22 protein-coding genes are annotated in these 26233 nt (G+C 70.6%); 14 read left to right on the forward strand and 8 right to left on the reverse strand.

Annotation, left to right across the window (positions count from 1 at the left end):
* The 3 genes from ACZ4WQ_RS08540 to ACZ4WQ_RS08550 are packed head-to-tail and all read left to right on the forward strand — an operon-like array spanning position 1 to position 3401.
* Positions 1-957, forward strand: coding sequence for an NAD-dependent epimerase/dehydratase family protein (locus tag ACZ4WQ_RS08540; RefSeq protein ID WP_358845959.1), 957 nt, complete (start codon positions 1-3; stop codon positions 955-957).
* Between the two features lie 22 nt (positions 958-979).
* Positions 980-2944, forward strand: coding sequence for an aminotransferase class I/II-fold pyridoxal phosphate-dependent enzyme (locus ACZ4WQ_RS08545; RefSeq protein ID WP_398374268.1), 1965 nt, complete (start codon positions 980-982; stop codon positions 2942-2944).
* A gap of 16 nt (positions 2945-2960) precedes the next feature.
* Complete coding sequence (locus ACZ4WQ_RS08550; protein WP_398374269.1) at positions 2961-3401, forward strand: hypothetical protein; 441 nt, start codon at positions 2961-2963, stop codon at positions 3399-3401.
* Between the two features lie 59 nt (positions 3402-3460).
* On the opposite strand, the gene ACZ4WQ_RS08555 is transcribed toward ACZ4WQ_RS08550, so the two are convergent.
* The 3 genes from ACZ4WQ_RS08555 to ACZ4WQ_RS08565 all read right to left on the reverse strand — a co-directional run bounded on the left by ACZ4WQ_RS08555 (position 3461) and on the right by ACZ4WQ_RS08565 (position 6908).
* Positions 3461-5242, reverse strand: coding sequence for a carbamoyltransferase (locus tag ACZ4WQ_RS08555; RefSeq protein ID WP_398374271.1), 1782 nt, complete (start codon positions 5240-5242; stop codon positions 3461-3463).
* 46 nt (positions 5243-5288) lie between these two features.
* Complete coding sequence (locus ACZ4WQ_RS08560) at positions 5289-6470, reverse strand: acetyl-CoA carboxylase biotin carboxylase subunit family protein (protein ID WP_398374273.1); 1182 nt, start codon at positions 6468-6470, stop codon at positions 5289-5291.
* Between the two features lie 240 nt (positions 6471-6710).
* On the reverse strand, positions 6711-6908 hold the full coding sequence (locus ACZ4WQ_RS08565; protein ID WP_398374275.1) for a hypothetical protein: 198 nt from the start codon (positions 6906-6908) through the stop codon (positions 6711-6713).
* Positions 6909-7260: 352 nt separating this feature from the next.
* Between ACZ4WQ_RS08565 and ACZ4WQ_RS08570 the strand changes: the two genes are divergently transcribed.
* Positions 7261-7986 (forward strand): polysaccharide deacetylase family protein, encoded by a 726-nt coding sequence (locus tag ACZ4WQ_RS08570; RefSeq protein ID WP_311722165.1) that lies wholly within the window; start codon positions 7261-7263, stop codon positions 7984-7986.
* 28 nt (positions 7987-8014) lie between these two features.
* Here ACZ4WQ_RS08570 and ACZ4WQ_RS08575 read toward each other — a convergent pair whose 3' ends face one another.
* The gene (locus ACZ4WQ_RS08575; protein ID WP_311722166.1) at positions 8015-9424 is read right to left on the reverse strand and encodes an aminotransferase class I/II-fold pyridoxal phosphate-dependent enzyme; all 1410 of its coding nucleotides are present in this window, start codon (positions 9422-9424) and stop codon (positions 8015-8017) included.
* A gap of 187 nt (positions 9425-9611) precedes the next feature.
* On the opposite strand from ACZ4WQ_RS08575, the gene ACZ4WQ_RS08580 reads away from it, so the two are divergent.
* The 9 genes from ACZ4WQ_RS08580 (at position 9612) to ACZ4WQ_RS08620 (ending at position 20801) form a co-directional block, all read left to right on the forward strand.
* The gene (locus ACZ4WQ_RS08580) at positions 9612-10586 is read left to right on the forward strand and encodes a substrate-binding domain-containing protein (RefSeq protein WP_361182185.1); all 975 of its coding nucleotides are present in this window, start codon (positions 9612-9614) and stop codon (positions 10584-10586) included.
* 61 nt (positions 10587-10647) lie between these two features.
* Entirely contained in the window at positions 10648-11466 is an 819-nt protein-coding gene (locus ACZ4WQ_RS08585) for a nitrilase-related carbon-nitrogen hydrolase (RefSeq protein WP_398374278.1), read from the forward strand.
* 1 nt (position 11467) lies between these two features.
* Complete coding sequence (locus ACZ4WQ_RS08590) at positions 11468-12403, forward strand: ABC transporter substrate-binding protein (RefSeq protein WP_311722169.1); 936 nt, start codon at positions 11468-11470, stop codon at positions 12401-12403.
* A gap of 39 nt (positions 12404-12442) precedes the next feature.
* Positions 12443-13456: an amino acid ABC transporter permease gene (locus tag ACZ4WQ_RS08595; RefSeq protein WP_385337792.1), complete on the forward strand. Its 1014-nt coding sequence runs from the start codon at positions 12443-12445 to the stop codon at positions 13454-13456.
* A 44-nt stretch (positions 13457-13500) separates the two neighbouring features.
* Positions 13501-14253 carry an amino acid ABC transporter ATP-binding protein gene (locus ACZ4WQ_RS08600; RefSeq protein ID WP_311722353.1) on the forward strand — a complete coding sequence of 251 codons (753 nt, stop codon included), beginning with the start codon at positions 13501-13503 and terminating at the stop codon, positions 14251-14253.
* A 114-nt stretch (positions 14254-14367) separates the two neighbouring features.
* Positions 14368-18081 carry a CHAT domain-containing protein gene (locus ACZ4WQ_RS08605; protein WP_468022122.1) on the forward strand — a complete coding sequence of 1238 codons (3714 nt, stop codon included), beginning with the start codon at positions 14368-14370 and terminating at the stop codon, positions 18079-18081.
* 375 nt (positions 18082-18456) lie between these two features.
* Entirely contained in the window at positions 18457-19320 is an 864-nt protein-coding gene (locus tag ACZ4WQ_RS08610; protein WP_311722172.1) for an isocitrate lyase/PEP mutase family protein, read from the forward strand.
* Between the two features lie 16 nt (positions 19321-19336).
* Positions 19337-19768 (forward strand): hypothetical protein, encoded by a 432-nt coding sequence (locus tag ACZ4WQ_RS08615; protein WP_398374284.1) that lies wholly within the window; start codon positions 19337-19339, stop codon positions 19766-19768.
* Position 19769: 1 nt separating this feature from the next.
* Positions 19770-20801 (forward strand): bile acid:sodium symporter family protein, encoded by a 1032-nt coding sequence (locus tag ACZ4WQ_RS08620; protein WP_398374286.1) that lies wholly within the window; start codon positions 19770-19772, stop codon positions 20799-20801.
* Here ACZ4WQ_RS08620 and ACZ4WQ_RS08625 read toward each other — a convergent pair.
* Entirely contained in the window at positions 20798-22843 is a 2046-nt protein-coding gene (locus ACZ4WQ_RS08625; protein ID WP_398374287.1) for an alpha-glucuronidase, read from the reverse strand. The genes ACZ4WQ_RS08620 and ACZ4WQ_RS08625 overlap by 4 nt on opposite strands.
* A 212-nt stretch (positions 22844-23055) precedes the next feature.
* Here ACZ4WQ_RS08625 and ACZ4WQ_RS08630 point away from each other — a divergent pair, with 212 nt between their 5' ends.
* Entirely contained in the window at positions 23056-23436 is a 381-nt protein-coding gene (locus ACZ4WQ_RS08630) for a winged helix-turn-helix transcriptional regulator (RefSeq protein ID WP_311722176.1), read from the forward strand.
* A 17-nt stretch (positions 23437-23453) separates the two neighbouring features.
* On the opposite strand, the gene ACZ4WQ_RS08635 is transcribed toward ACZ4WQ_RS08630, so the two are convergent.
* The 3 genes from ACZ4WQ_RS08635 to ACZ4WQ_RS08645 all read right to left on the reverse strand — a co-directional run bounded on the left by ACZ4WQ_RS08635 (position 23454) and on the right by ACZ4WQ_RS08645 (position 26204).
* Complete coding sequence (locus ACZ4WQ_RS08635) at positions 23454-23861, reverse strand: RidA family protein (protein ID WP_311722177.1); 408 nt, start codon at positions 23859-23861, stop codon at positions 23454-23456.
* A 129-nt stretch (positions 23862-23990) separates the two neighbouring features.
* Positions 23991-24989 (reverse strand): sugar phosphate isomerase/epimerase family protein, encoded by a 999-nt coding sequence (locus ACZ4WQ_RS08640; protein WP_311722178.1) that lies wholly within the window; start codon positions 24987-24989, stop codon positions 23991-23993.
* Positions 24990-25001: 12 nt separating this feature from the next.
* The gene (locus tag ACZ4WQ_RS08645; protein WP_361182174.1) at positions 25002-26204 is read right to left on the reverse strand and encodes a Gfo/Idh/MocA family protein; all 1203 of its coding nucleotides are present in this window, start codon (positions 26202-26204) and stop codon (positions 25002-25004) included.
* Between the last annotated feature and the right edge of the window lie 29 nt (positions 26205-26233).

The following is a 26233-nucleotide window of genomic DNA, read 5'->3' on the forward strand; positions in this document are numbered from 1 at the left end:
ATGCAGGGCAAGAAGATTCTCGTCACCGGCGGGACCGGGCAGGTCGCCAGGCCCGTCGCCGAATCGCTCGCCTCCGGCAACGAGGTGTGGTGCCTGGGCCGGTTCGGCGACCGGCAGGCGCGCAAGGCCCTCGAGGAGCTGGGCGCCCGCACCGTCACCTGGGACATGGCGACCGATGACCTGGAGGGCCTGCCACGCGACTTCACCCATGTGCTGCACTCGGCCGTGCACCGGGGCGACGGCAAGGACTTCGAGGAGACCGCGCGCATCAACGCCGTCGGCACGGCACGGTTGATGACACACTGCTCCGCGGCCGAGGCGTTCCTGTACGTCTCGTCCGGGGTGGTCTACAACCGGGCCGACCGGACCCATCGGTACCGGGAGAGCGATCCTCTGGGCGGGGCGGCACCGTGGCTGCCCACCTACCCCGTCGCCAAGATCACCGCCGAGGGGGTGGTGCGCGGCCTGGCCGAGGCACTCGCGCTGCCGACGGTGATCGCTCGCCTCAACATCGCCTACGGCCCGTACGGCCACGGTGGCGTGCCCATGATCTTGTTCCGGGAGATGCGCAAGGAGCAGCCGTGCGCGGTACCCCGCGACGGGCAGAACTACTGCAACCTGCTGCACACCGATGACGTCGTGCGCCAGGTGCCGCTGCTGTGGGACGCGGCCCAGGTGCCCGCGCGCGTCGTGAACTGGGGCGGTGACGAGGAGGTCGGCATCACTGACCTGCTGGAATACATGTCCGCGCTCACCGGAGTGCCGGTGCGACTGGACCGCGGCGACTACAGCCGGGAAACAGCGATCTTCGACCATGACCTCCGCCGCGGCCTGATCGGCGACTGCTCCGTCGGCTGGAAGACCGGAATCGCCCGCACCCTCGCCGACCTGTTCGAGGAATACCGCGACCGCATCGACACCTATGTCGAGGCGCACGGAGCCGAGATATCCAAGTGACACAGAGGAGTGGAGAACGAGCATGCGCAGGTCCGCAGATATCGACGCGCTCCAGCAGGTGCTGTGCGCCGCCCTCGGGTCCCGTGCGCCTGTGTGCTCCCTGGCCCGAATAGGCCGGGACGCCGGTGCGTTCGCCGCCCTGGACCCCGCGGTGCTCGAACGCCCCACCCTGGTCGGCGGGGGATCCCCGCACAACCCGACCAATCCGGCCCCCGCCGCGCACGCCGTCGATGAGCTGGTCGGCCGGGCGGAGGAGCTGGGCGTGGACCAGATCCTCGTGCCCGGCGTGCGCCGCAGCGACGACACCGGCGCGCTGCGGGCGGCGGGCTTCGCTCCCGTCGCCGCCGGGAGCGAGTGTGTCGTCCGGCTGACCGGGGAGGTGGACGACGTCCTGCGGGAGCGCGTCGGTGCCGAGCGACTCGGCGACCTGCGTCGCCACCACGAGGAGGCCGCCCATGAAGTCACCTGGGAGAGCATCCCGCTGAGCGAGCTCGACGGGAAGCCCTGGGCGCGGGACGCCTTCGTGGAGCTCCACCGGCGCCAGGCCGAGCGCGACGGAGGCCACGGCAATCTGTACAACGCCGACGCCCTCGACGCGCTGACACAGGGGGAGTTGGCGGAGCGCACCGAGATGTTCGTGCGCCGCGGGGGGAACACCGTCGTCCAGGCCGGGCTCATGACCACGTCCCACAACGGCAGGGGGATCTACTGCCTCACGCAGGCCATCGACCACGACGCCCCCGTCGTCCGGCCCGGCCTCTCCGACGCGTCCGTGTACCGGCTGTACCTCCATGCCCGGGACTCCGGCCTGGACTGGGTCCACCTCGGCCGGGGGGACGCCGACCGCATGCGGCGCCTCGGAGCCGACCTGTTCATCCCCCTCGACCACTGGCTGCGGGCCCCCGGCCTGGCGATCCCGGAGGAGGAAGGGGAGCAGGCACTGTCGGACTTCGCGGCGCCCCCCGTCACGACGGTGCCGGTCCCGGGCCCGGCCCGCTTCCGCCATGTGCCACGGTTCGACCAGATCGATCTGTCGAGCAATACCAACCCGTTCCTGGGCGCCGACGGCAGCTATCCCGAGCTCGACACGGCGGAGCTCGCCCGGACATATCTGTCCACCGTCGCGAAGCTGCCCGGCCATGACGGACTCGACGCGCTGAGCGCGGACCATCTGCTGTTCAGCAGCGGGGCGGTGGACGGCGTCCTGCTGCTCCTGTCCGCGCTGGCCTCGCCGGGCGAGGGCGTCTGCGTCACGCCTCCCACCTTTCCGCTCTACGACCACTTCGCACGCGTCCTGCGCCTGCCCGTCACCGAGGTGCCGCTGTGCGGGGAGGACCTGTCCCGGCTGGACACCGAGCGCATCCTGGCGGCCGATCCACGGGTGACCATCCTGTGCGATCCGAACAACCCCGCCGGGACCAGGCTCGATCCGGCGCAGATACACACCCTGCTGGCGCGCGGCCGGGGGCTGGTGGTGATCGACGAAGCCTATGTCGAGTTCAGCGAGAAGCCCTCCTACGCGGGGCTGGTCGCCCAGCACGAGAACCTCATCGTGCTCAGGACACTCTCCAAGGCGTGGGGGCTCGCCGGCGCCCGCTGCGGGATCGTCCTCGCCCAGCCCGGCATCGTCGAAGCGCTGCGGCGGGTGCAGGTGCCCTTCGGGTTCACCAACGCCTCGCAGCGCGCCGTACGGGACCGGCTGACCAACTCCCGGCCGGTGCTCGACAGTATTCGACGCATCCGAGCCGAGCGCGATCGCCTGGCCGAGGCACTGGCCGATCACCCCGCCGTGGACCGGGTGTTCCCCTCGGAGACCAACTTCCTGCTGGTCCGGTTCCACAAGTACGAGCGCGTCGTGGCCCAACTGGAGGCCGCGGGGATCCTCGTCGCCGCCATCGGGCGCGTCGTGCCCGATACCTGCCGCATCACCATCGGTGACCGGCGCGCCAACGACGCGCTGCTCGAAGCACTCTCCTCCGCCCTGTGACCCCAAGACCGAAAGGATGCGGTTCGTGGGTAATGGTCCTCTCCCCGATGTCCCCCTGGCCTCCACCGTCGTCGCCGAAGGATTCGCCCGCTGGAGTCCGGCGCTGAAGGCCGAGTTCGACAGCAACGCCCACCACGGCTGCGTCGGCCAGTCGCTGCTGAAGGAGACCGATGAGCTGCGCATCTGGGAGACCCGTCTGCACCCGGGAGAGCGGATTCCCGTCCATCGACATGTGCTGGCCTACCACTGGACAGCCCTCACCGACGGCCGGGCCCGCCAGCACAACAGCGACGGCAGCACGCGGGAGATCTCCTATGTCCGTGGACAGACCCGGTATTTCGACCTCGCGACGGGGCGGTACCACCTTCATGATCTGAAGAACATCGGCGATGACGTTCTGTCGTTCCTGACCATTGAGGCAAAGAGCGGGCCGAACGAGCCCCTCCGGCTCGGGTAGCGCCCCGGCGAGGGCCGGACGCCGGCCCGCAGGTCGAGCGTGACCTGCGGGCCGACGGCTCAGCTGCCCTTCTTGGTGACCACGAACCGGTCGATGACCAGATAGTCGATCTCGGTGGCGAGGAAGCACTCCAGCGCGTCCCGCGGTGAGCAGACGATGGGCTCACCGGCCACATTGAAGGAGGTGTTCAGGAGGCAGGGCACATCCGTCCGCGCCGTGAAGGCGCGCAACAGCTCCGCGAACGCGGGGTTCTGCCGCTCGTTCACCGTCTGGACGCGGGAGGTGCCGTCCACATGACACGCGCCGGGAATCCGCTCTTGGTACTCCTTCCGCACCGGGAAGACGAACGTCATATAGGGGGACGAGGTCTTCTTGCCCATCTCGAAGACGCGTGGCGCCTCGGACTCGAGGATGACCGGCGCGAAGGGGCGGAAGGGCTCCCGGTGTTTCACCCGGAGGTTGATGATGTCCTTGATATCGGGGAAGGCCGGATTGGCGAGGATGCTGCGGTTGCCCAGGGCACGCGGTCCGAACTCGGCGCGGCCCTGGAACCAGCCGACGACGTTTTTGCCGGCCAGCAGCTCCGCCGTTCTGCCGGCGACCGCGGCGGCGTCGGGCTCCTGCTGCCACTCGACACTGTCCGTGAACTCCGCCAGCGCGTCCAGGACCTGGCTCTCGTCGTACGAGGGCCCCAGGTACGGGGTGGTGACCGCGTCGGCGGGCCGGTTCCGCAGACCGGCGGCGTACACGGCCGCGCCGATGGCCACACCCGGGTCGCTGGCCCCGAAGCTGACCTCCATGCCGGTGAAGGGCGACCTCTCCAGCATCTTGGTGTTGGCCACGCAGTTGAGCGCCAGCCCGCCCTCGAAGAGCAGGGTGTCCAGGCTGGAGGCCGCGGTCAGCGAGCGCAGCTGATGAGCGGTGATGGCCTCGACCATGTGCTGCGCCAGTCCGGCGACCTTGACGCGGAAGTCGAACTGCTCGCGCTTCTCACTGTCGCCATCGAACAGGGTGTCGAACAGTGCGTAGTAGGCCCCGATGTCCCGGGGGATGGAGATGGTGTACGAGCCGTCCTCGTGCAGTCGCACCACGCGTTCGAGCAGGGGGTTGTGGCGCGGCGGCGGGCCGTACGCGGCCAGGCCCATCACCTTGTACTCGTCGTTGTTGGGAACGAACCCCAGATAGCGGGTGATCCTCCCGAAGGCCACACCCAGCGAGCTGGTCATGGGGACGGCGCTCTCGTCGAAGAGCCGGACCACGCCGTTCCGCAGTTCCCCCATAACGGAGGACAGGGTCTCCGCCCGGCCGTCGCTCACCAGGAAGGCCGCGTCGCCCCCGCCGGCCAGATAGGCGCCGCACATGAGATGCGCCAGATGATGGGGCACCAGGCTGAGCTTGTTGGGATCCAGTTCATAGCCGGTGCGCTGGACGAAGTCGTCGTACACCGCGTCGCGGCTGAGCATGCCGGTGTAGAGCTCGCCCGTGCTGCGCAGGGCGTCGAACTTGGCCGTGACCGGTATGTCGGAGTCGCATATCTGCGAAATCATCTCCTCAGCCACGGTCGGCGAAAAGCGCCAGGGGAAAGCGAAGACATCCACCTGGTCGAGTTCGACACCGGCGGAGCTCAGACACCATTCGATTGCCTTGGCCGGAAAGTCGGAGGTCTTCTTGACCCGGCTCAGCCGCTCCTCCTCGACCGCCGCGACCATCTCGCCGTCGATGACCAGAGCCGCTGCGGCGTCATGACCCACCAGGAGATTACGGCCGACGCCGGTCGCCCCGTAAAGACGCCCAAAAAGTTCCGCACCTCTGCTGAATCCGTTGTAACCGAGCACGATCACTGGTTCTCAGCCTCCCAAGCACGAAATAAGCAACATGGCGAGCCGGTCATTCGGCCCGCTGGCCGGGTCCGGCCTCGTTGAATCGCGCGATCTCCTCGATCGTCTGTCGAAGTTTCAGCTCATCCGGGTCGGACACGATCGCCTGCCCGACGCGGCCGTACGGCCCGACCGGCGCATCGGGGGATGAAGAGTAATGGAGCTCATCGAAACGGAAGTTGCGTTCGAAATCCTGTTGAGTCAGATTGCCGGCGGGCGCGGAACGCAGCAGGATGTATCCGTGAAAGCGCTCCGGTGTGCTGTTGTTCGCCAGCGCCTGAGACGCCCCTTCCCCGAGCGCGAGACTGATTTCGACGTCGAAGAGATCGACGCCGTACGTCAACTTGTTGACCTGAGGGGACAGCGCCCCCGGGAGACGGATGGCGCACTCGCCGAAAGTCAGCCCTGCTTCTTCCGTGAACGCTTCCAGATGGAATACGCAATCAGGTGCGTTCAGGCTTGTCAGTACGTGTCCGGCGAGCGTCTCCGCCTGATGGAAAAGTGTCGAATGTCGCCTTCTGTCCAGCGTGTACGCGGCCAGGATGTCGCCCCGTGCGGCGCTGAGCGGTGAGACGTGGTAGCTGCTCATGGACGACCATCGAAGATCGCCGTTCTCCCAGACGCCATCGATATAGACTTCCGGGGCGTCTACGAAGGACTCGGCGACGATCGCGACCTCCGACTGGCCCGGGAATGGCTCCAGGGCCTGCGAGTACTCTTCCGGGGAACGGACGATGCTCGTACGGAGGGCTCCGGCTCCCGTCGCCGGCTTGATGACGAAGGGATTCCCCAGATCGTCCGCGAGATCGGTGAACGACGTGTCCCGTGATGCATATCGGCAGCGCGCTCGCTTGATGTCGCGGGGCAGTGCGCTCTTCTGGAGGTTCTTGTCCCGGAAGTAGAGGACTCTCTTTGAGTCCGTGTTGCCGGGAAGGTTCAGCTGTTGCCGCAGATAGGCTGCCCCGAATACGCCCATCTCATGGACGCTGAGCACTCCGGCCACATCGTCGATGCGCGCGGACAGCACTGCTCGCAGTATTTCCTGGGCGTTCTCGATGTCGTCGACGCGTGTGAAGTCGCGGTCCTTCGGCGGGATCGCCGGTGGCTGTACGAGATAGTAGGGGTCCAGGCCGCGGTGGCGTATTGCCTGATCGAGATCTTCCCGGTATCCGATAACAATCATTGTCGGCATTCTTGCCTCCCCGAGGTGGCATCTTTTCACAGGGGAGCGGATTTGTGATCCATTGCCGATGGGCTGTGATGCAAGTCACAAGTTGATTCAAGTTGTGAGTTGAATAATGTGCAGGAATGGAATCGCTCACCCCATTCCTGCACAGGCGTCACCGCCCCGCCGACTTATCGCGCGGAGTCCGCGAGCAACTTCAGCGCGAGCTGCTGAAGTTGCGGGCCCGCCTTTTCCGGGCTGCCGGTGTCATAGGGCGGGGCGGGGTCGTACTCCACGGCGAGCTGCATGGTCTGCGCCGTCCCTACGGACCCGCCCGGCCTTTTCGGCCACCATGGTCACCGTCACCCCCGGTACCCGGCACAGCACCTCGTACGGGCCGACCGCGTCCAGCGCGGTGAACCCGTCGTACAGCAGCACCGCCACATTGCGGTCCACCTCTGCCATGCGTGACTCCCTGATTCGGGCAAGAGCCGGCGGGGTGCCGGCGAACCAGGTAGTCGCTCCGGGGCGCGGGTGAGTTCCGGCGGTCACGCGCCATCCCGTTTCCGGAAATCTTTCGGGCCCGGTGACCTCAAGATCACCATGGTGATCGAGATCTGTCGCTCGGTGTCGAGAAGCCACAGTTCAAAAGGTCGCCAGCGCAAGTGTGACGGGAAGTTCCTTCCGGAACTGTTCCGGAAGAGAGCGTTGACGCTGTGTCAGTCCCGCAGCATACTCCGCATCGATCGCCATCCGCGGCGGGCTCCGGCGGCGCTGCGAACAGGTGCACCTCCACCACGCCCGTCAAGGAGGAACAATGCTCGGAAGCGCGCGCAACCGCATACGGATCGGGCTCATCGCCGCGGCCACGGCCGCCATGGCGGCGCTCTCGGTGGGGCCGTCCCCGGCGGCCACGCCCGGGGAGGCACGCGGCGATGCGGCCTGGGCCAACTGCCCCAACGGCTACGTGGGTCTGACGTACGACGACGGACCGAACCCCTCATCGACGCAGGCGCTGCTCACCGCTCTGCGGGCCGGCGGGGCCAAGGCCACCTTCTTCATCTGGGGCCAGCACGCCGAACAGTACCCGGACCTGCTCAGGGCCGAGCAGGCGGCGGGCATGTGGATCGCCAACCACACCGCCACCCACGCCCACCTCACCCAGATCGGCGAACCGGCCGCGTACCACGAGATCGCCACCGCCCAGAGCACCATCCAGCGCATCACCGGACAGGCGCCCACTCTCTTCCGGCCGCCCTACGGGGAGACCAACGCGCAGGTCAAGTCGGACGCGGCCCGCCTCGGGCTGACCGAGGTCCTGTGGAACGTGGATTCCCAGGACTGGAACGGCGCGGGCACCCAGCAGATCGTCCAGGCCGCCGCCACCCTGCGGGCCGGCGGCATCATCCTCATGCACGACGGCGGTTACCAGAGCACCGTCGGCGCCGTGCCGCAGATCCTCAGCGGGCTCGCCGCACGGGGGCTGTGCCCCGGCCGGATCACCGCGGGGGCGGGCGGCACCGCGGTCGTCACCGCCCCCTGAGCCCGTCGGCTCACCGCGGCGGCCCGGCTCAGCGGAGGTGATCGGCCGTGGCCGCCGCGGCCAGGGCGAGCAGGGCCGCCGTGTCGTCCAGGGCGGCCGGGTCTTCGGAGAGCCTGCTGGTGGCGACCCGCACATGGGGCTCGGAGTAGGAGACACAGAAGCGGCTGCCAGGTGAGACGGTGACACCCCGGGCAGCCAGGGTGACCAGCGCGGAGGTCTCGTCGGCCACCGGCACCCAGAGCATGAGGCCGTCCCGGTTGAGGGTGGGCACGCCGAGCCCGGCGAGCCGTTCGGCGAGCGCGCCGCGGCGCAGCGCGTACCGCTCGGCGGCCTCCTGGACCCGGCGGGTGGTGGCCGCGTCGGTGAGCAGGTGGGCGAGCGCGTCCTGGAGGATGCGGCTGGTCCAGCCGGAGCCGAAGGTCCGCAGGACGCGGGCGCGTTCGATCAGTTCCCCCGGGCCGCCGACCACGCCCAGGCGCAGATCGGGCCCGTACGCCTTGGAGTACGAGCGGACCAGGGCGGTGCGCCGCGGGAGGTGCGTTCCGATGCTGGCGGCCGGGCGCGTGGCGAGCGGGCCGATGCCGTCGTCCTCGAGGACGGTGACGTTCGGGGCGTCCTCCAGCAGGGCGGCCAGGGCCGCGGCCCGTTCCTCGCTGAGCGTCCAGCCGCAGGGCGCCTGGGCCCGGGACTGATGCAGAAACAGGGCGGGCCGCTGGTCCAGGGCGCGGGCCAGCGCGTCGGGCCGCGGGCCGTCGGCGTCGCAGGCGACGGGCACGACCTGGGCGTCCAGGGCTTCGAGGATGTCCAGCAGGCGGGCCGCCGTCGGGTCCTCCACCATGACCCGGTCGCCGGGGACGATCAGCGCCTGGCACAGCAGCTGTACGCCTCCGTAGCCGCCGTCGATGGCCATCCACGCCTCGGGCGCGAACGGCCAGGTGTCGCGCACGGCGTCGAGGAGCCCGTCCGTGATGGCGGTGCGGGAGTAGTCGTTGAGCAGCGGGGTGCGCGCCCCGGCCAACAGGGCCTCGGCCGGCGGGGGCAACAGGGCGGGGTCCGGCGCCGCCACGGCGAGATCGAGGGTGAGATGGGCGCCGAAGTCGCCGACGCGTTCGTAGCGGACCGGATGCGGCACCGACGGGGGGCCACTGACCACGCTTCCGCGCCGGCCGAGGGTGGTGATCATCCGGTGCCGGCGCAGCACGGCCCAGGCCTCGGCCACGGTGCTGGGGCTGACGTTCAGCTCACCGGCCAGGGCCCGCACGGTGGGCAGCGCGCTTCTGGGGGCCAGCTCACCTGACCGGATCAGATCGGTCATGGCGGCCGCGATGCCGTGGGCGCTCGCGTCCTTGATGTGCCCCGCGAGTCTGCTGGTCGGCCATGCGCCGTCCGGTCCCCCGACCTTGCCGTCTCCGCTGCCCACCGGCTCATTCCCCCACATCCGCGCTCCATCGCCGCCTGTGCGCACTCAGGTTACGACATGGAAAAACTATGTTCAGTAACAAAGCAGATCTTGTTTGCCTTCTCTTCCGAACAATAGCCTTCCGGTCATCGCATGGATGAAAACAAGCCATGTGCGCCATGAACGAGCTTTGTGTGTCATGTACCAACCGCTAGGAGTGCGTGCTGTGTCTTCGCCCACGATCCGTCTGGGACTCCGCGACTGGGACCACCTGGTGCCGCTGATGTCCGGGCGGGTGCAGGTGCCGGGCTTCCAGGTCGAGATCGACGCCCGGGACGTCACTCCCGACGTGCTCGCCGAGCCCGGTCTCGACGGCGGGGAGACCTCCTTCAGCCGCTATGTACGGGCCCGCGCGGCGGGCGACGACCGGCTGGTCGGCCTGCCCGCGTTCGTGATGCGCGGCTTCCGCCACCGCTGCGTGCTGGTGCGCGCCGACAGCCCGCTGCGCTCGTTCGAGCAGCTCGCCGGCGCCCGGATCGGCCTCACCGGCTGGCCCGACTCCGGCAACACCTGGACCCGGGCGCTGATCCGGGCCGCGGGCGTGGATCTGTCCGGCATCCAGTGGCGGGTGGGGCCGCTGGCCGCCGGGGAGGTCGGCAAGGACCGGCTGGGGGACCGTCCGCTGCCGCGGCACGTCTCGGCCATGGCCGAGGGCGAGTCGCTGGTGGGGGAGCTGGCCGCGGGACGGCTGGACGCGGTCCTCACCCCGTTCATGCCGACCGAGTTCTTCACCCCGGACAGCCGCTTCCGGCATCTGCTCGACGACCACCCGGCCGCGGAGCGCGCCTACTGGGCGGCGACCGGATTCGTGCCCGGCATCCACCTGGTGACGCTGAAGAGGGAGGTCGTCGAGGCCCACCCGGAGCTGCCCGCCGCCCTTCTCGCGGGCCTCGAGGCGTCCAAGCGGCACTGGCTGGAGCGGCGGCGGCTGCTCGCCGACACCACGCCCTGGCTGCTGCACGCCCTCACCGAGTCGGCCGAGGTCTTCGGCGAGGACTGGATGCCGTACGGCACCGAGCCCAACGCCGCCATGACCCGGGCCTTCTGCGAGGAGCTGCACGCCCAGGGCATAGCGCCCGAGCCCATCGACCCCGCCGTCGTCTTCCCGCTCCCGTCGGCCGCCGTCGTCCCCGCCGCGTGACGCCGCCGTCCCCGTCGGACCTGCCCACTTCACCGATCGAGACATCTTGGAGCACCGCCCCATGCACATCGCCGTAGGACAGTTCGCCGCGAGCCCCGACTGGAAGGAGAACCTGGGCGCGTGCCTCGACCTCGCCGCCGAGGCGGACCGGGGCGGCGCGGACCTGCTCGTCCTCCCCGAGGGCGTCCTGGCCCGCTTCACCGAGGACCGCCACCGCATCCGCGAGGTGGCCCAGCCGCTGGACGGCCCGTTCGTCACCGAACTCGCCGCCGCCACCGCGCACAGCTCCACCACCGTCGTGGTGGGCATCCACGAGCCCTCCGACGACGGCCGGGTCTTCAACACCCTGGTGGTGCTCCGCGCGGGCGAGCTGATCGCCCGCTACCGCAAGATCCACCTCTATGACGCCTTCGGCGACCAGGAGTCCGCCAACGTCCGCCCCGCCGACGAACCCCCCGTCGTCGTCGAGGTGGCCGGCACCAAGGTGGGCCTGATGACCTGCTACGACGTCCGCTTCCCTGAGCTGGCCCGGCTGCTGACCGACGCGGGCGCCGAGGTGCTGGCGCTCCCGGCCGCCTGGGTGCGCGGCCCGGCCAAGGAACGCCACTGGGAGGTGATGATCGCCGCGCGGGCCCTGGAGAACACCTGCTGGGTCGCCGCCAGCGGCGAGTCCGGCCCCCGCAACATCGGCAACAGCCTGATCGTCGACCCGCTCGGCACCGTGCGCGCCCGGCTCGCCACCGGCCAGGGCCTGGCCTGGGCCGAGGCCGACCCGGGCGTCACCGCCGCCGCCCGCTCCACCCTGCCCGTCCTCGCCAACCGGCGGTTCGCCGTCGACCCGACCGTCCGTCCCCTCGGCACCCTTCCCCTCGGAGCCTGATATGTCCCCCAGACGACTCGCCCTCGCCGCCGCGGCTGCTCTGTCCTGTACCGCCCTGCTCGCCGCCTGCGGCTCCAACCCGCCCCAGGCCGACGGCGCCGTGAGCAAGAAGACGGCTGCCGCGGCGGGGTCCCAGCTCACCGAGGACAAGGAACTGCACGACCAGCTGCCGGAGAAGGCGCGCAAGTCCGGAAAGCTGGTGTCGGTCAACAACGGGTCCTTCCCGCCGTACGAGATCGCCGGCTCCGACGGCCACAGCCTCACCGGGGCGTCCGCGGACCTCTCGGCCGCGCTCGGCAAGGTCCTCGGCGTCACCATCGAGCATGTGACGGCGGACGGGCTGCCCAGCGAGCTGACCGGCATCAAGGCCGGCCGCTACGACTTCGCCATCGGCCCGATCGGCGACTTCAAGGAGCGGCAGGGCGCCAACGACTTCGTGGACTGGGTCCAGGAGTTCGTCGTCTTCGCCGTGCCCAAGGGCAACCCGAAGGGCATCACCTCCCTCGACACCGCCTGCGGCCGGAAGGTCGCGGTCATGGCCGGCGGCTCCGCCGAGGGCGTCATCAAGAAGCAGTCCGAGGCGTGCACCAAGAAGGGCAAGGCCGCCGTCCAGGTCCAGTCGTACAAGGACCAGCCGTCCTCCATCCTCGCCGTGAAGTCCGGCCGCGCCGACGCCTTCTTCTCCTCGCAGGCCCCGCTGACGTACTTCGTGCAGCAGTCCAAGGGAGAGCTGGAACTGGCGGGCACCGGGCAGTCCAACGGGTTCGACGACCTCTACCAGGGCGCCGTCGTCCCCAAGGACGGACCGCTGCGCGACGTCCTGCTCAAGGCCATCCAGAAGCTGATCGACAACGGCACCTACGACCAGGTCATGGCGAAGTGGGGGCTCAAGGACAACGAGCTGAAGAAGGCCGGCGTCAACCTCGCCAAGTCCTAGGCCCGGCTCCGGAAGACTCACGAAAGGAGGTGAGCCGCCATGGCCACCACACCCTCCCCGGAATCCCGGGACCACACCCCGGCGGATGTCGCCGTCAAGGAGCGGGCGATCCACCCGCACGCCCCCGACCAGCCCGTGGACGTGGCCGACGCCGTACCCGTACGGCATCCGCTCCGCTGGCTGTCCGTGGCGGTCCTGGCGGTCCTCGCCGCCCAGCTCGGGCACTTCCTGATCACCAACCCCAACTTCGAGTGGGGCACGGTCGGCGAGTACTTCGGCGCGCAGGTCTTCGGCCAGGGCATCGTCACCACCATCGAACTCACGGTGGTGGCCATGGCGATCGGCATCGTCGGCGGCGTCTTCGTCGCGGTGGGCCGCATGTCGGAGAACCGGGTGCTCAGCACGGTCTGCGGCGCCTACGTCTGGTTCTTCCGCGGCATCCCGGTCCTGGTGCAGCTGATCTTCTGGTACAACCTCTCCGCCCTGCTGCCCCGGATCTCCTTCGGCATCCCGTTCGGCCCCGAGTTCATCAGCACGGAGACCAACACCCTGATCAGCCCCTGGCTCGCGGCCATCCTCGGCCTCGGCCTCAACGAGGCGGCGTACATGGCCGAAATCGTGCGCGGCGGTCTGCTCGGCGTCGACCACGGCCAGACCGAGGCCGCCTCCGCGCTCGGCATGGGCCGGGCCCGCATCCTGCGCCGGATCGTGCTGCCGCAGGCGATGCGCTTCATCGTGCCGCCCACCGGCAGCCAGGTCATCAACATGCTCAAGGCGACCTCGCTGGTCAGCGTGATCGCCCTCGCCGATCTGCTCTACACCGCGCAGTCGATCTACAACCGCACCTTCGAGACGATCCCGCTGCTCATCGTGGCCTGCCTCTGGTACCTGGTCATGACGTCCGTGCTCTACGTCGGGCAGTCGTTCATCGAGCGCTACTACGCCCGCGGCAGCAGCCGCAACGCCCCGCAGAGCTTCTGGGACTTCGCGCTCTTCCGCCGCCGCATGGCACGGACGGCACAGACGGCCCCCGTAACGGAGACCTCCTCATGACGACGATGACGACCAAGGCGACGGACCCGGAGACCACCTGGCCGATGGTACGGGCGCACCAGGTGCACAAGCGGTTCGGACATGTGGAGGTGCTCAAGGGCATCGACCTGGAGGTCCACCCGGGCGAGGTCGTGGTGCTGCTCGGCCCGTCCGGTTCGGGCAAGTCGACCTTCCTGAGGTGCGTCAACAACCTGGAGCCGATCGACTCCGGCTCCGTCCACGTCGAGGGCGAGCTGATCGGGTTCCGCCGGGCCGGCTCCCGCGTCCACCATCTGCGGCCCCGCGAGGCGACCCGGCAGCGGCGTGACATCGGGATGGTGTTCCAGCACTTCAACCTCTTCCCGCACCAGACCGTCCTCGGCAATGTCATGGAGGCCCCGGTGGGTGTCCTGGGCATGCCCAAGGCCGAGGCGCGGGAGACGGCGCTGCGGCTGCTGACGCAGGTGGGGCTCGCCGAGAAGGCGGACGCCTACCCGCGCCAGCTGTCCGGCGGGCAGCAGCAGCGGGTGGCCATCGCCCGCGCCCTGGCCATGCGGCCGAAGCTGATGCTCTTCGACGAGCCGACCAGCGCCCTCGACCCGGAGCTGGTCGGCGAGGTCCTCGCCACCATGCGGGACCTGGCGCGCGGTGGCCTCACCATGCTGGTGGTCACCCACGAGATCGGCTTCGCCCGGGAGGTCGCCGACCGCGTGGTCTTCATGGACGGCGGCCGGATCGTCGAGAGCGGCAGCCCCGAGGAGGTCCTGGACAACCCGGCCAATCCGCGCACCCGGGCGTTCCTCAGCCGTTTCCTGTGAGCCGGACGGTACGTTGCCGCGGCCGCTCGCCAGGGTAAGTGACCTGGCAGCGGCCGGGCCCGGGCCGTGGTCGGCCGGGCCCCGGCGGCCGTCGGATACGGGGGAGAGCGCGGGGTGGACGACAAGCGGCACCACAACGACAGCGGGGACCGCGGGCCGGTGCTGCGCGCCTGGGCCGACATCGCCACCCGCCAGGCCAACGAGGTGCTGCGCCGGCCGGCGAACGACCCGGGGCGGACCGCCGCGCTGTGGCAGACCATGCAGCATCTCGCCGCCGTCGAAAAGCTGTTGCCCGCGGACGATCCGCTCCGGGACGGCGTCGTCCCTTCGCTCGGCATCCTGATGTGCGTCTGGCTCGACAGCGGCGGACCGGACCAACGGCACGACGCGGCCGGGCGCGCGCGGCAGTTCGCCCTGCACCACCTGCGCTGGGCCGACCGCACCAGGCCGCTCACCGACCCGCTCGCGGTGCACGCCCGCAGAGCGCTGCTCTGGCTGCTCGTCCCGGAACACTACGCGCGAGCCATGCGAGCCTTGCGTCAAGGCCCACGCCAGGAGCCGCCGCTTCGCGGCACGGGCCCGCAGCCGCTGACCGGATCCGTGCCGGACGACGTAGCGGAGGCCGCGGGGGTTGTCAGGCGCCTCGCCCAGGTCCCGGAAGATCCGCAGCTGCACCGACTGCTCGGGTTTGTCGTGTCGGAGATCAGGCTGACAATGTCCGCCCTCTCCGGCTCGCTCGAGGAGAACACGACGGAGCCGGCGGGCACGGACTCCCTCGGCGAAGACGCGTTGGCCGACGCCGTCCAGGGCGTACTCGCCTGGGCCTCCGAGGACCTCCCACGGTTCACGGGTCTCCTGGTGTGGCTGTGCCACGCGGTGTACGAGCTCAGGGTCTCCGCCGAGAAGGCCGATGAGGAAGTGGCGGCTCTGGGCCTGGACCAACCGGTCTTCGCACCGCTGAGCGAGCTGCTGATCGGGCTCAGGTCGGGAGAGGACGACCCCCAGGCGCTGGCCGAGGACACCCGCCGCTGCGCGGACGTCGCCCGGCGCGCCATGCGGGAGTTGCCGGCGGACGCCCCCGAACGGGGCCGCATGGCCAAGCTGCACGCCGCTCTGCTGGTCCAGGCCAACTTCCTGGTGCCCGGCACGATGGACTTCGACGAGGTGGATGAGGCCGTGTCGGAGCCCGACCCCGGGCTCGTCGGCCGTCTCGGTGGTTCGGGCCAGGTCACTTTGGAACAGTGGCTGACCAGTCTGATCGATGCGGTACGGGTGCAGCAGACCGGCGATCTTGCACACCTGGAGCGGGGTGCCGCGCGGCTCCGGGAGATGATCGACGGGCTGTCCCGGGAAGGCGAGAAGGCCACGTCCGCCCGGCAGGCCATGGCCAGCGCCCTGGCCGGGCGCCTCGATGCGGCGGCGACGCTCGGGGGCAGCTTCCAGGCCGCCGACGCCGCCTTGACGATGGCCAGGGATTTGCGCGCCGCCTACCGTAACGACGGCGGACCGCCCTCCACGAGCATGGTCAACGCGGTGATCTTCGCGTCCTACCAAGAGCTGGCCCTGGCCCGCCGCAGCGACGACCCCACCGTGCTGCCGCGCCTCATCGAGGAGCTGACCGACCTGTACGCCACCCTGCCGCCCGACCAGGAGAACCGCTTCGCCATCGCCGTCATCCTGGCCGATGCCCATCAGGAACAGTCCGCCCGCAACCCGAACCCGGTCGAACTCCGCGCCGCGGCCCGGTACCTCCGGGACGTGGCGGAGACCGACCAGCGGCAGATCGCCGCCTTGCTCGCACCGTACTTCCCGGCCGTACGGGCCTCGGCGATGATCCAACTGGTCATGATCGATCCCGGCCGGGGCGCCGCCGCCCAGGCCGTCGCGGAGGTCCATCGGATCCTCGAGGGACCGCAGCCCACCCCCCACCAGGAAGTCCGGCTGCGATCCCACCTCGGCCGGGCCCTGCTGCACACTGCCCGCCACCTCGATGACCCGGGCCTGCTCGACCAGTGCATCACCGAGCTGGCCCGGGTCCGCGAGCTGATGGCCCAAGGGCACGGCCTGCCGCACACCGCCGACGCGCTGGCCCAACTGTCCGAGGCCTACTGGCTGCGCCGCGACCGTCACGGTCCGACCGCGAACGACGACGTGAACGCCAGCCTGGCGACCCGAGGGGAGGCGCTGGCCAGGCTGGCCGCGGACGTCCTCCTCCAACTCGGCTCCGAACACGGCCTGGCCGTGGCCCGCACCGGGTCGGCGCAGGCACTGTGGCTGGCCTTCTGGAACACCGTATGCTTTCGCCCCGCCGATGCGGTGGACGCGCTGGAGATGGGCCGGGCCCTGGTGCTGCGCGCCGCCGCGGCGTCTCGCGGCATTCCCGAACTCCTCGAAGCCCGCGGCCACCCCGACCTGGCCCGCCAGTGGCGCGCCGAAGTCGCAGCGCACAAGCTCCCGCCCGGTACCGACGCCCCGCTCCTGGGCGGGCCCACGGAGCGGCAGATCCCCGGCACCCTGCGCCGCAGGGCACTTGACGCGCTGGGCGCGGGCAGCGACGCGGGCGTCCGGAGCCTGCTCGGCCCCCCGGACCTGGCAGGGCTGAAGGCCGGCCTCACCGCCGCCGGCACCGATGCGCTCGTCTATCTCATCCTCGGGCTCCACCCTGGCCAGCTCGGCTTCGCGCTGATCCTCCGCCCTGACGCCGGTGACGTGCCGCCCGCCGTCCTGAAGCTGCCGCTGCTGACCCCCGGCAGCCCGCCCCTGGAACGCTATCTCGATGCCACCGCCCAACGCTCCCGGGCCGCCGCCGACGCCACGGCCGACGCGAGCGGGCAGGCGGTGTCGGACCGGCATTGGCAAGCGGCGCTGCACGAGTTGTGCGACTGGGCCTGGCCCGCCGCGATGGGCCCCGTCCTGGCGGCCGTAGGGCCGCTCAGCCGGCCGCCGCGGATCGTGCTGGTGCCCTGCGGGGCGCTCGGCGCGGTCGCCTGGCACGCGGCCCGCACCCCGTACGGGCGCGACGGGCGCCGGTACCGGTACGCCTGCGAGGAAGCGGTGCTCAGCTACGCCCCCTCCGGTGCCGAGTTCCTGCGGGCCGCGGCCCGGGACCGGCTGCCCACCGACGCCGGGCAGGTCCTGGTCGCCGACCCCGAACTCTCCCTCCTGTGGGCCGGGATCGAGACCGAGGCGCTGCGCGCGGCCTGCTACCCGGACGGCCTTCGCTACGGCGAGTTCCCCACGCCCGGCGTCAGCGACGCGCCGGGCACCCCGGAGGACATCCTCGCCGTCCTGCCCGGCGGCGGGTCCCCGGCCGCCGTGCTGCACATCTCCTGCCATGCCCTGGTCGGACCGCATCCCACGCGCTCGGCGCTCTGGCTCGCCACCCCGCCGGACGGCCCCCATGACGCCGGACGCCTGACCGTGGCCCGCATCCTGGACGGCACCGCCACCGGACAGCCGGACGCCGCGGGCCCGTTGGTGGTGCTCAGCGCCTGCGAGACGGACCTGAGCACCCGCAACCACGACGAGGCCCTGACCCTGTCCACCGCCCTGATCGCCCGCGGCGCGGCCGACGTCATCGGCTCGCGCTGGGCCGTCCGCGATGCGTCGACGGCTGTGATGATGGCCGTCTTCCATGACTTCGTCACCACGCACGGCCTCGCCCCGGCGGACGCGCTGCGGGCCGCCCAGATGTGGATGCTCAACCCGGACCGCGAGCCCCCGCCCACCCTCCATGGCGACCTCCGCGGCGAAGCCGCCCGCACCGATCTCGACCGGATCCAGCTCTGGGCCGCCTTCACCCACCAGGGCAACCCGTCGGCCCGTTGAGCCCGGGCGCGCCTGCGGCCCGCGTTTCCCGTTCCAAAAGTCCTCGGGCCGACCCTGCCTTTACCAAGTCCAGGACTCGCTCCCGAACGTATCGATGCGCTCGAACGGCACCTTTGAGGGAAAGTCCTATTAAGGATTCGGAGCCTGTGTACCACGGGCCCGACCAGCGGACTCGGCATGTCAGACGCGTCGTTGCCTGCCTCGATCCGGGCCTTCTGGGCTCAAGGGCGGTTCGACCGGGGCGCGAGCCGATCCGGGCATCTTCGGGCAATGCCCGGCGTGTTGCTTTACTGTTTCTTGGCCTCCTGTAAACCTGGGCATGCTGTTGCGCAATCCTTGCGCAGCAGCGAGAGGTTCCGAACTCAAGGGGATATCATGCTCTGCGGAAATGCCCTGCGCGAGGAAATCCACTCGCCTCGCACCACACCCCTCATCGGTATCTACGACATGTACTCGGCGTCGATCGCCGCCCGGCACTACAACGGCTTCTTCGTCTCCGGTTTCGGCTTCGCCGCCTCGCATTACGGACTTCCCGATATCGGCTTCATCGCCTGGCCCGACATGGTGGCCTTCGTGGAGCGGCTGCGGCTGGCCTTCCCCGAACACCATCTGCTCGTGGACATCGACGACGGCTATGTGGACCCCGAGGTCGCCTGCCATGTGGTGCAGCGGCTGGAGCGCACCGGGGCCTCCGGGGTGATCCTCGAGGACCAGAAGCGGCCGCGCCGCTGCGGCCACGCGGACGGCAAGCTGATCCTGCCGCTCGAGGAGTACCTCCAGAAGCTCCACATGGTGCTGAACAGCAGGAAGGACCTGGTGGTGGTGGCACGCACCGACGCCACCGAGGAGTCCGAGATCCTGCGGCGGGCGGCCGCGCTGGCGGAGACCGACGTGGATGTGGTGCTGGTCGACGGGGTGCGGAGCGTGGAGTGGATCCGCAAGGTGCGCGCGGTCATCGGCGACAAACCCCTGCTGTTCAACCAGATCGCGGGCGGGAAATCGCCCCGGCTCTCCCTGCCCGAGCTCACCGAAATGGGTGTGGACGTCGCGATTTACAGCACCCCCTGTCTCTTCGCCGCCCATGGCGCGATCGACGGTGCGCTGAGGGAACTGAAAAGGGCGGACGGGCGGCTGCCCGACACCGTGGAAACCGGCGCTGTCGGGGTCAAGGGCTCCACGGAATTGCTGGAGAAAAACATCAGCAGGCACCACGGAAATCGCCGTCCGGTCACGGTCTGACGCGGGAGCCGCCTCTATGCCCTCCACGATTTTCCGGCCTGGCACCGGCCGGCGCCGGAAGTCCGCACAGCACATCCGCCCGACCCGTCCGTCCGCGGCCGGGCTCGTCCTCGCGACCACCGCGGTCGTCCTGTCCGGGGGTCATACGGTCCGCGCGACGACGACGACGACCCCGCCCGTGCGCGCATCCCAGGGCGACGACGAGCCGGAAGCGCCGGCCCCGGTCTCCGGGCCGCACAACGGCCTGGTGGTCATCGACAACTCCTCCGCCGACTCCTGGCTGGAGGTCGACCGCACCCTCAACACGCTGCTGATGAGCCACGGCACTGCGGGCAGCGACCACGACGGGGGCGGAGGTGCCGTCGAGGTCCGGACCGGCGACATCACCGGTCCGGACCCGGTGCCGGAGATCGGCCACCCGCCGTGGCAGGGCGAAAGCGGGGATTGACATGAAGCGCAAGGCTTGGCCGCAGTCGTGGCCGGGCCGGCTCGGGAGGGCGGTGGACCCCTATGTCGCCGCCCTCCTCGGGACGGTCGCGCTGGCGGCGCTGCTGCCCGCGAGCGGCGCGGCGGCCACGGCCGTCGGCGATGCCGCGGACCTCGCCATCGGGCTGCTGTTCTTCCTCTACGGCTCGCGGCTCTCCTCCCGCGAGGCGCTGAACGGACTGCGGCAGTGGCGGCTCCACCTGGTGGTGGGCGCGAGCACCTTCGTGCTCTTTCCACTGCTGGGGCTGGCCGCGGGGGCTCTTGCCCCCGCCCTTCTCAGCGACCGGCTCTACACCGGTCTGCTCTTCCTCTGTGTCGTGCCCTCCACCGTCCAGTCCTCGGTCGCCCTCACCTCCACCGCCCGGGGCAATGTCCCGGCCGCCATCTGCGCCGGGACGTACTCCAGTCTGCTCGGCATGATCGCCACCCCGCTGCTCGCGGCCTGGCTGATCGGCTCCGACGTCCGCTTCTCCGCCCACGGCCTGCTGGCCATCGCCACCCAGCTGCTGCTCCCCTTCCTCGCCGGACAGGTGCTGCGCCGCTGGACCGCGCCCTTCATCGGCCGCCACAAGCGGGTGCTCGCCCTTCTGGACCGGGGCTCCATCCTGCTCGTCGTCTACACGGCGTTCAGCCGGGGGATGACGGAAGGCGTGTGGAACCAGGTCACCCCGGCGCGGCTGGGCGCGCTGGTGGGCGTGGCCGCGGTGGTGCTGGCGCTGGCCCTCGCCGCGACCTCGTACACCGCACGGCGGCTCGGCTTCCGTCGGGAGGACCGCGTCACCATCGTCTTCTGCGGCTCCAACAAGTCGCTGGCCACCGGGCTCCCCATGGCCGCGGTGCTGTTCGGCGACGCGGCCGGGCCGGTGATCCTGCCGCTGATGCTCTTCCACCAGCTCCAGTTGATGGTGTGCGCGGTCATCGCGGGCCGGTGGTCCCGCCGGGCGCCGGAGCCCTCAGCCGTCCCCGGCCCGCCCGGCGCCCCCGTACAGGTCTAGTAGATGCGGCGGCCCCGGGCGTCCGGGATGCCGGACTTCCGGAAGAAGTAGGTGTTGATGTGGTCGCGCCACTCGCGGGCGCTGCGGAGCTGCTCCTCGTACCGCTCCGCCGCCCGGGCGTGGCGCGCCGGGTTCATCAGGTCCGCGAGCCCGGCCCACACCCGGCCGGCCTCCTCCGCCTCCTGCACGCCCTCGAAGTGCGTGTCGTAGATGTGCTGGATCACCGTCTCGCCGCTGTGCAGCACATGCCCGTACGGCACGTGGTGGAAGAACAGCAGCAGTTCGTCCGGGCAGGTCGAGGGCGACTCGTACAACTCCGCCCACGGCTTGGCGTACTGCCCCGCGAACCCGGTGCCGGTCGCCCGGCTGCGGTCGACGCCGACGCCGTCCCGGTCGGCGAAGTGGTACGTCCCCCACGGGCTGTACTCGTAGCCGTCCACGCTCGGCCCGTAGTGGTGCCCGGGCTGCACCATGAAGCCGACGCCGAGCGGCGCCGTGTACTTCTCGTACGTGCGCCAGGAGCCGTCCAGCACCGCCCACAGCCCATCGCGCAGCCGCGCCGGATCGGCGGTCCGGTCGGGGGTGAAGGACAGCTCGATCCACTCCCGCAGGACGGCGCGCGGGTCCGCGTCGGGCTGCCAGGCCAGGCGGCCGACCGCGTAGAGATTCGCCTGCGCCAGCGGATGCCCGGTCCAGAACGGGTCGTCACCGGCGTTGGAGACCGCCACCAGGCCGCCGCCGCGCGCCAGGTCCCCGACGCCGGGCCCCTCGTCCCCCTCGGGCCGGAACCGAAGCGCGTCGCTCCACATCGGCCCGAGCCAGCACGCGTGCCGCTGCTGTCCCGTGTACTCCTGGGTGGCCTGTATCTCCACCGCCAGCCGGGTGTTGGGCATCGCGCCGATCACGGGGGAGACGGGCTCGCGTGTCTGGAAGTCCATCGGCCCGTGCTTCACCTGGAGCACCGCGTTCGGCGCGAACTCGCCGTCCTGCGGGGCGAAGTGGTCGTAGGCGGCGCATGCCCGGTCCACCGACCGGTCCCGCCAGTCCTGCTGGTGGTTGTAGACAAACGCCCGCCAGTGCACCGTGGCGCCGTACGGGGCGAGCGCCGCGGCCAGCATGTTGGCGCCGTCCGCGTGGCTGCGGCCGTAGGTGAACGGGCCGGGCTGTCCCTCGGAGTCGGCCTTGACCACATACCCGCCGAAGTCGGGGATCGCCGCGTACACCTGGCGGGTCGTCTCCGCCCACCAGCCGGCCACCGCTTCGTCCAGCGGATCGGCGGTGGGGAGGCCGCCGAGCACGACGGGCGAGGCGAAGGAGACGCACAGATGCGTCCGGATCCCGTACGGGCGCAGCGCGTCCGCGATCGCGGCCACCTCGCCGACGCGATCGGTCAGCAGATGCGCTTCCGCTTCGTGCACATTCACGTTGTTCACGGTGATCGCGTTGATGCCGGACGCGGCGAGGAGCCTGCCGTAACAGCGCACCCGCTCCAACTCGTCGCGCGAGCCCCGGGCCAGGCCGTCCCGCCAGAACAGGGAGCCGCCCGAGTACCCCCGCTCCACCTGGCCCATCACCGGGTGCACCGCCACGTTGTCCCAGTGGTTCAGCATCCGCAGGGCCAGCGCCGGACGGTGCGTCTCGCGCGCCAGCTCGCCCCGGAAGGCCGCCTCGCCGAGCCGCACCAGGTGGAACAGCCCGTACAGCAGCCCGGCCTGACGGGCGGCCGTCACCCGTGTGACGCCGTCCGCCCGGACCAGCGCGAACCCCTCGTCCCCGAGCCCGTCCGGGTCGCCGTCCTCCTCGAGTTCGAGTTCGAGGTCGCACGGCGCGCCCTGCGCCCGCGCGGCCGTGACGACCTCACCGCCGAACCGTGCGCAGGCGTCCGCCACTTCTCCGTGCACCGTGTCCACCAGCGGGCCCGTGCCCGAGATCAGCGTGCGCCGGGAACCGAGCGCACGGAACGCCTCGGGCGGCAGCCAGGCCGGGTCCACGCCGTCGGGCAGCGCGGGCACGGATACGGGTACGGATGCGGATGCTGTCACGGAAACCCCTGGTCAGTGCGTATCCCAGTGCGTATCGAGCGCGCCTGACCGCCTGGGCGCGGGCGGGCGGCCCAAGTATGCCGTGTGCCGGCCGGGGCCGGGAGGGGCCGATCCGGGGACTTCGCCTTCACTCTCTTGTGGTTACTCGGCAACTGTAGGAGAGTGGCCGCTGACATGGGAGAACGTACTTCTCGATGAAAGGGGGGAACCCCATGGGGGGCAAGCGGTACAGCGGCTCGCCCGAGGATGCGGACCTGGCGCGAGCGGACTCCTTGGCGCGGGAGATCTTCTCGGACGTCGCCAACAAGTGGGCGCTGCTGATCATCGAGTTCCTCGGTGAACGCACCCTGCGCTTCAGCGAGCTGCGCAACGCCGTCGAGGGCATCAGCCACAAGATGCTCACCCAGAACCTGCGCATGCTGGAGCGCAACGGCCTGGTGGAGCGGACCGTGCACCCCACCGTGCCGCCGCGGGTCGAGTACACCCTGACCGAGGCGGGCCAGGCCCTGCGGGGGACGATCGACGGCATGTGCGCCTGGACCCACCAGTACATCGGTCATATCGATGAATCCCGCCGCCGCTTCGACGGCTGACGCGCGGGAGCGCCGGTTCAGTCGAGGACCGCGGTGGCCTCGATCTCGACCAGATGCTCGGGTACGTCCAGCGCCGCGACGCCCAGCAGGGTGGCCGGCGGGGCCGGGGTGACCCCCAGCTTCGCGGCCGCGCGGGCGATCCCCTCCAGGAGCAGGGGCATCTTGTCGGGGGTCCAGTCGACGACGTGGACGTTCAGCTTCGCCACGTCGTCGAAGGACCCGCCGACCCCGGCCAGGGCCGTACCGATGTTGAGGTAGCACTGTTCGACCTGGGCGGCGAGGTCGCCCTCGCCGACGGTGACCCCATCGGCGTCCCAGGCCACCTGGCCGGCGATGTGGACGAGCTTCGACCCGGTCGCGATCGACACCTGCCGGTACACGTCGATCTCCGGCAGTCCGGCGGGGTTCACCAGCGTGATGGCCATGGTGCGCGTTCTCCTTGTATCGCTCTCTTGTGGTTACTCGGGAACCATAAGAGAGTGGTCGCTGACATGGAAGAACGCACTTTTCAGTGACTGGGGAACCTTTCGGTGACCCAGCAGTTCAGCCGGACGTCAGTTTCCGAAGGCCGCGTCGAAGGAGGCCGCCGGCGGCTCGTAGTCGTACGCCTTCAGGCGGGCCAGCGCCTCGGGGGCGCCCTGGAGCCGGTCCATCCCGGCGTCCTCCCACTCGACCGAGACCGGACCGGCGTAATTGATGGAGCGCAGCATCCGGAACACGTCCTCCCAGGGGACATGGCCGTGACCTGCGGAGACGAAGTCCCAGCCGCGGCGCGGGTCGCCCCACGGCAGGTGCGAGCCGAGGCGGCCGCTCCGGCCGTCGAGCCGCTTGCGGGCCTCCTTGCAGTCGACGTGGTAGATCCGGTCGCGGAAGTCCCACAGGAAGCCGACCGGGTCGATGTCCTGCCACACGAAGTGCGACGGGTCGAAGTTGAGGCCGAAGGCGGGGCGGTGGTCGATGGCCTCCAGGGCGCGGTGGGTGGTCCAGTAGTCGTAGGCGATCTCGCTCGGGTGGACCTCGTGGGCGAAGCGCACCCCCTCGGAGTCGAAGACGTCGAGGATCGGGTTCCAGCGGGCGGCGAAGTCCTCGTAGCCGCGCTCGATCATGGCTTCCGGGACGGGCGGGAACATGGCCACCAGATGCCAGATGGCGGAGCCGGTGAAGCCCACGACGGTGTCGACGCCGAAGGCCGCCGCCGCGCGTGCCGTGTCCTTGATCTCGGCGGCGGCGCGCTGCCGCACGCCCTCGGGTTCGCCGTCGCCCCAGACGCGGGACGGCAGGATGGCCTGGTGGCGCTCGTCGATGATGGCGTCGCAGACGGCCTGGCCGACCAGGTGGTTGGAGATCGCCCAGCACGTGAGGCCGTACTTGTCGAGGAGCCGGTGGCGCGACTCGAGGTACGAGGGGTCGGCGAGCGCCTTGTCGACCTCGAAGTGGTCGCCCCAGCAGGCGAGTTCGAGGCCGTCGTAGCCGAAGTCGGCGGCGCGGCGGCAGACCTCTTCGAGGGGCAGGTCGGCCCACTGGCCGGTGAAGAGGGTGAAGCGATGCGGCATGCTCGGGGCCTCTCAGCTGACGGGGGTGTAGACGGAGTTCTTCCCGGCGCTCTCCTCGACCGCCGCGAGGACGCGCTGGACCTGGAGCCCGTCGGCGAAGGACGGCTCGGGGCGGCGGCCCTCGGCGACGGCGTGGATCAGATCGCGGGCCTGGTGGACGAAGGTGTGCTCGTAACCGAGGCCGTGGCCGGGGGGCCACCAGGCGTCGAGGTAGGGGTGGTCGGGTTCGGTGACGAGGATGCGGCGGAAACCGGCGTGGGCGGCCGGTTCGGTGTGGTCGTGGTAGGCGAGTTCGTTGAGCCGCTCCAGGTCGAAGGCCAGCGAGCCGTGTTCGCCGTTGAGCTCGAAGCGCAGGGCGTTCTTGCGGCCGGTGGCGAAGCGGGACGCCTCGAAGGAGGCGACGGTGCCGGCGGCGAAGCGGCCGGTGAACAGGGCGGCGTCGTCCACGGTGACGGTGCCGAGGCCGCCGGGGCCCGCCGCCGGGCCGTCCGCCGCGGCGCCGGGCAGCGGCCGCTCGCGTACGAACGTCTCGGTGAGCCCGGAGACCCCGACGAGCGGTGCGCCCGCGAGGTACTGCGCGACATCGACGATGTGGGCGCCCAGGTCGCCGAGTGCCCCGGACCCCGCCATGTCCTTGCGCAGCCGCCAGGTGAGCGGAAACCCGGGGTCGACCAGCCAGTCCTGGAGGTAGGTCACCCGGAGGTGCCGAAGGGCGCCCAGCCGCCCCTCGGCGACCATCCGCCGGGCCAGGGCGATGGCGGGCACCCGGCGGTAGTTGAAGCCGACCATGGCCACCTGGCCGCGCCCGTGCGCCGCCTCGGCCGCCTCCGCCATGGCCTCGGCCTCGCCGACCGTGTTGGCGAGCGGCTTCTCGCACAGCACGTGCTTGCCGGCGGCGAGGGCGGCGAGGGCGATCTCGGCGTGGCTGTTCCCGGGGGTGCAGATGTCGACGAGGTCGATGTCGTCCCGGGCGACCAGGGCCCGCCAGTCGGTCTCGACCGAGGCCCAGCCGTGTCGGTCGGCGGCGGCCCGTACGGCGGCCTCGTCCCGGCCGCAGAGGGCGGCGAGGACCGGGCGGCGGGGCAGGTCGAAGACGCGGCCCACGGTGTTCCAGCCCTGGGAGTGGGCGGCGCCCATGAAGGAGTAGCCGACCATGCCGACGCGCAGTGGCGGTTTCCCGGGTGTCGTTGCGTCATCCTGCTGCGGCTGTGCCATGCGGGGGTCCTTCTCCTCCTCGTCGGGCG

It is taken from the genome of Streptomyces sp. NPDC028305, assembly GCF_055569495.1.

Excerpts from the sequence above, each read along its gene's own strand:
- ACZ4WQ_RS08540 (WP_358845959.1), top strand. The coding sequence starts at position 1 with ATGCAGGGCAAGAAGATTCTCGTCACCGGCGGGACCGGGCAGGTCGCC.
- ACZ4WQ_RS08545 (WP_398374268.1), top strand. The coding sequence starts at position 980 with ATGCGCAGGTCCGCAGATATCGACGCGCTCCAGCAGGTGCTGTGCGCC.
- ACZ4WQ_RS08550 (WP_398374269.1), top strand. The coding sequence starts at position 2,961 with ATGCGGTTCGTGGGTAATGGTCCTCTCCCCGATGTCCCCCTGGCCTCC.
- ACZ4WQ_RS08560 (WP_398374273.1), bottom strand. The coding sequence starts at position 6,470 with ATGCCGACAATGATTGTTATCGGATACCGGGAAGATCTCGATCAGGCA.
- ACZ4WQ_RS08565 (WP_398374275.1), bottom strand. The coding sequence starts at position 6,908 with ATGGCAGAGGTGGACCGCAATGTGGCGGTGCTGCTGTACGACGGGTTC.
- ACZ4WQ_RS08570 (WP_311722165.1), top strand. The coding sequence starts at position 7,261 with ATGCTCGGAAGCGCGCGCAACCGCATACGGATCGGGCTCATCGCCGCG.
- ACZ4WQ_RS08575 (WP_311722166.1), bottom strand. The coding sequence starts at position 9,424 with ATGTGGGGGAATGAGCCGGTGGGCAGCGGAGACGGCAAGGTCGGGGGA.
- ACZ4WQ_RS08585 (WP_398374278.1), top strand. The coding sequence starts at position 10,648 with ATGCACATCGCCGTAGGACAGTTCGCCGCGAGCCCCGACTGGAAGGAG.
- ACZ4WQ_RS08590 (WP_311722169.1), top strand. The coding sequence starts at position 11,468 with ATGTCCCCCAGACGACTCGCCCTCGCCGCCGCGGCTGCTCTGTCCTGT.
- ACZ4WQ_RS08595 (WP_385337792.1), top strand. The coding sequence starts at position 12,443 with ATGGCCACCACACCCTCCCCGGAATCCCGGGACCACACCCCGGCGGAT.
- ACZ4WQ_RS08600 (WP_311722353.1), top strand. The coding sequence starts at position 13,501 with ATGGTACGGGCGCACCAGGTGCACAAGCGGTTCGGACATGTGGAGGTG.
- ACZ4WQ_RS08610 (WP_311722172.1), top strand. The coding sequence starts at position 18,457 with ATGCTCTGCGGAAATGCCCTGCGCGAGGAAATCCACTCGCCTCGCACC.
- ACZ4WQ_RS08615 (WP_398374284.1), top strand. The coding sequence starts at position 19,337 with ATGCCCTCCACGATTTTCCGGCCTGGCACCGGCCGGCGCCGGAAGTCC.
- ACZ4WQ_RS08620 (WP_398374286.1), top strand. The coding sequence starts at position 19,770 with ATGAAGCGCAAGGCTTGGCCGCAGTCGTGGCCGGGCCGGCTCGGGAGG.
- ACZ4WQ_RS08630 (WP_311722176.1), top strand. The coding sequence starts at position 23,056 with ATGGGGGGCAAGCGGTACAGCGGCTCGCCCGAGGATGCGGACCTGGCG.
- ACZ4WQ_RS08635 (WP_311722177.1), bottom strand. The coding sequence starts at position 23,861 with ATGGCCATCACGCTGGTGAACCCCGCCGGACTGCCGGAGATCGACGTG.
- ACZ4WQ_RS08640 (WP_311722178.1), bottom strand. The coding sequence starts at position 24,989 with ATGCCGCATCGCTTCACCCTCTTCACCGGCCAGTGGGCCGACCTGCCC.
- ACZ4WQ_RS08645 (WP_361182174.1), bottom strand. The coding sequence starts at position 26,204 with ATGGCACAGCCGCAGCAGGATGACGCAACGACACCCGGGAAACCGCCA.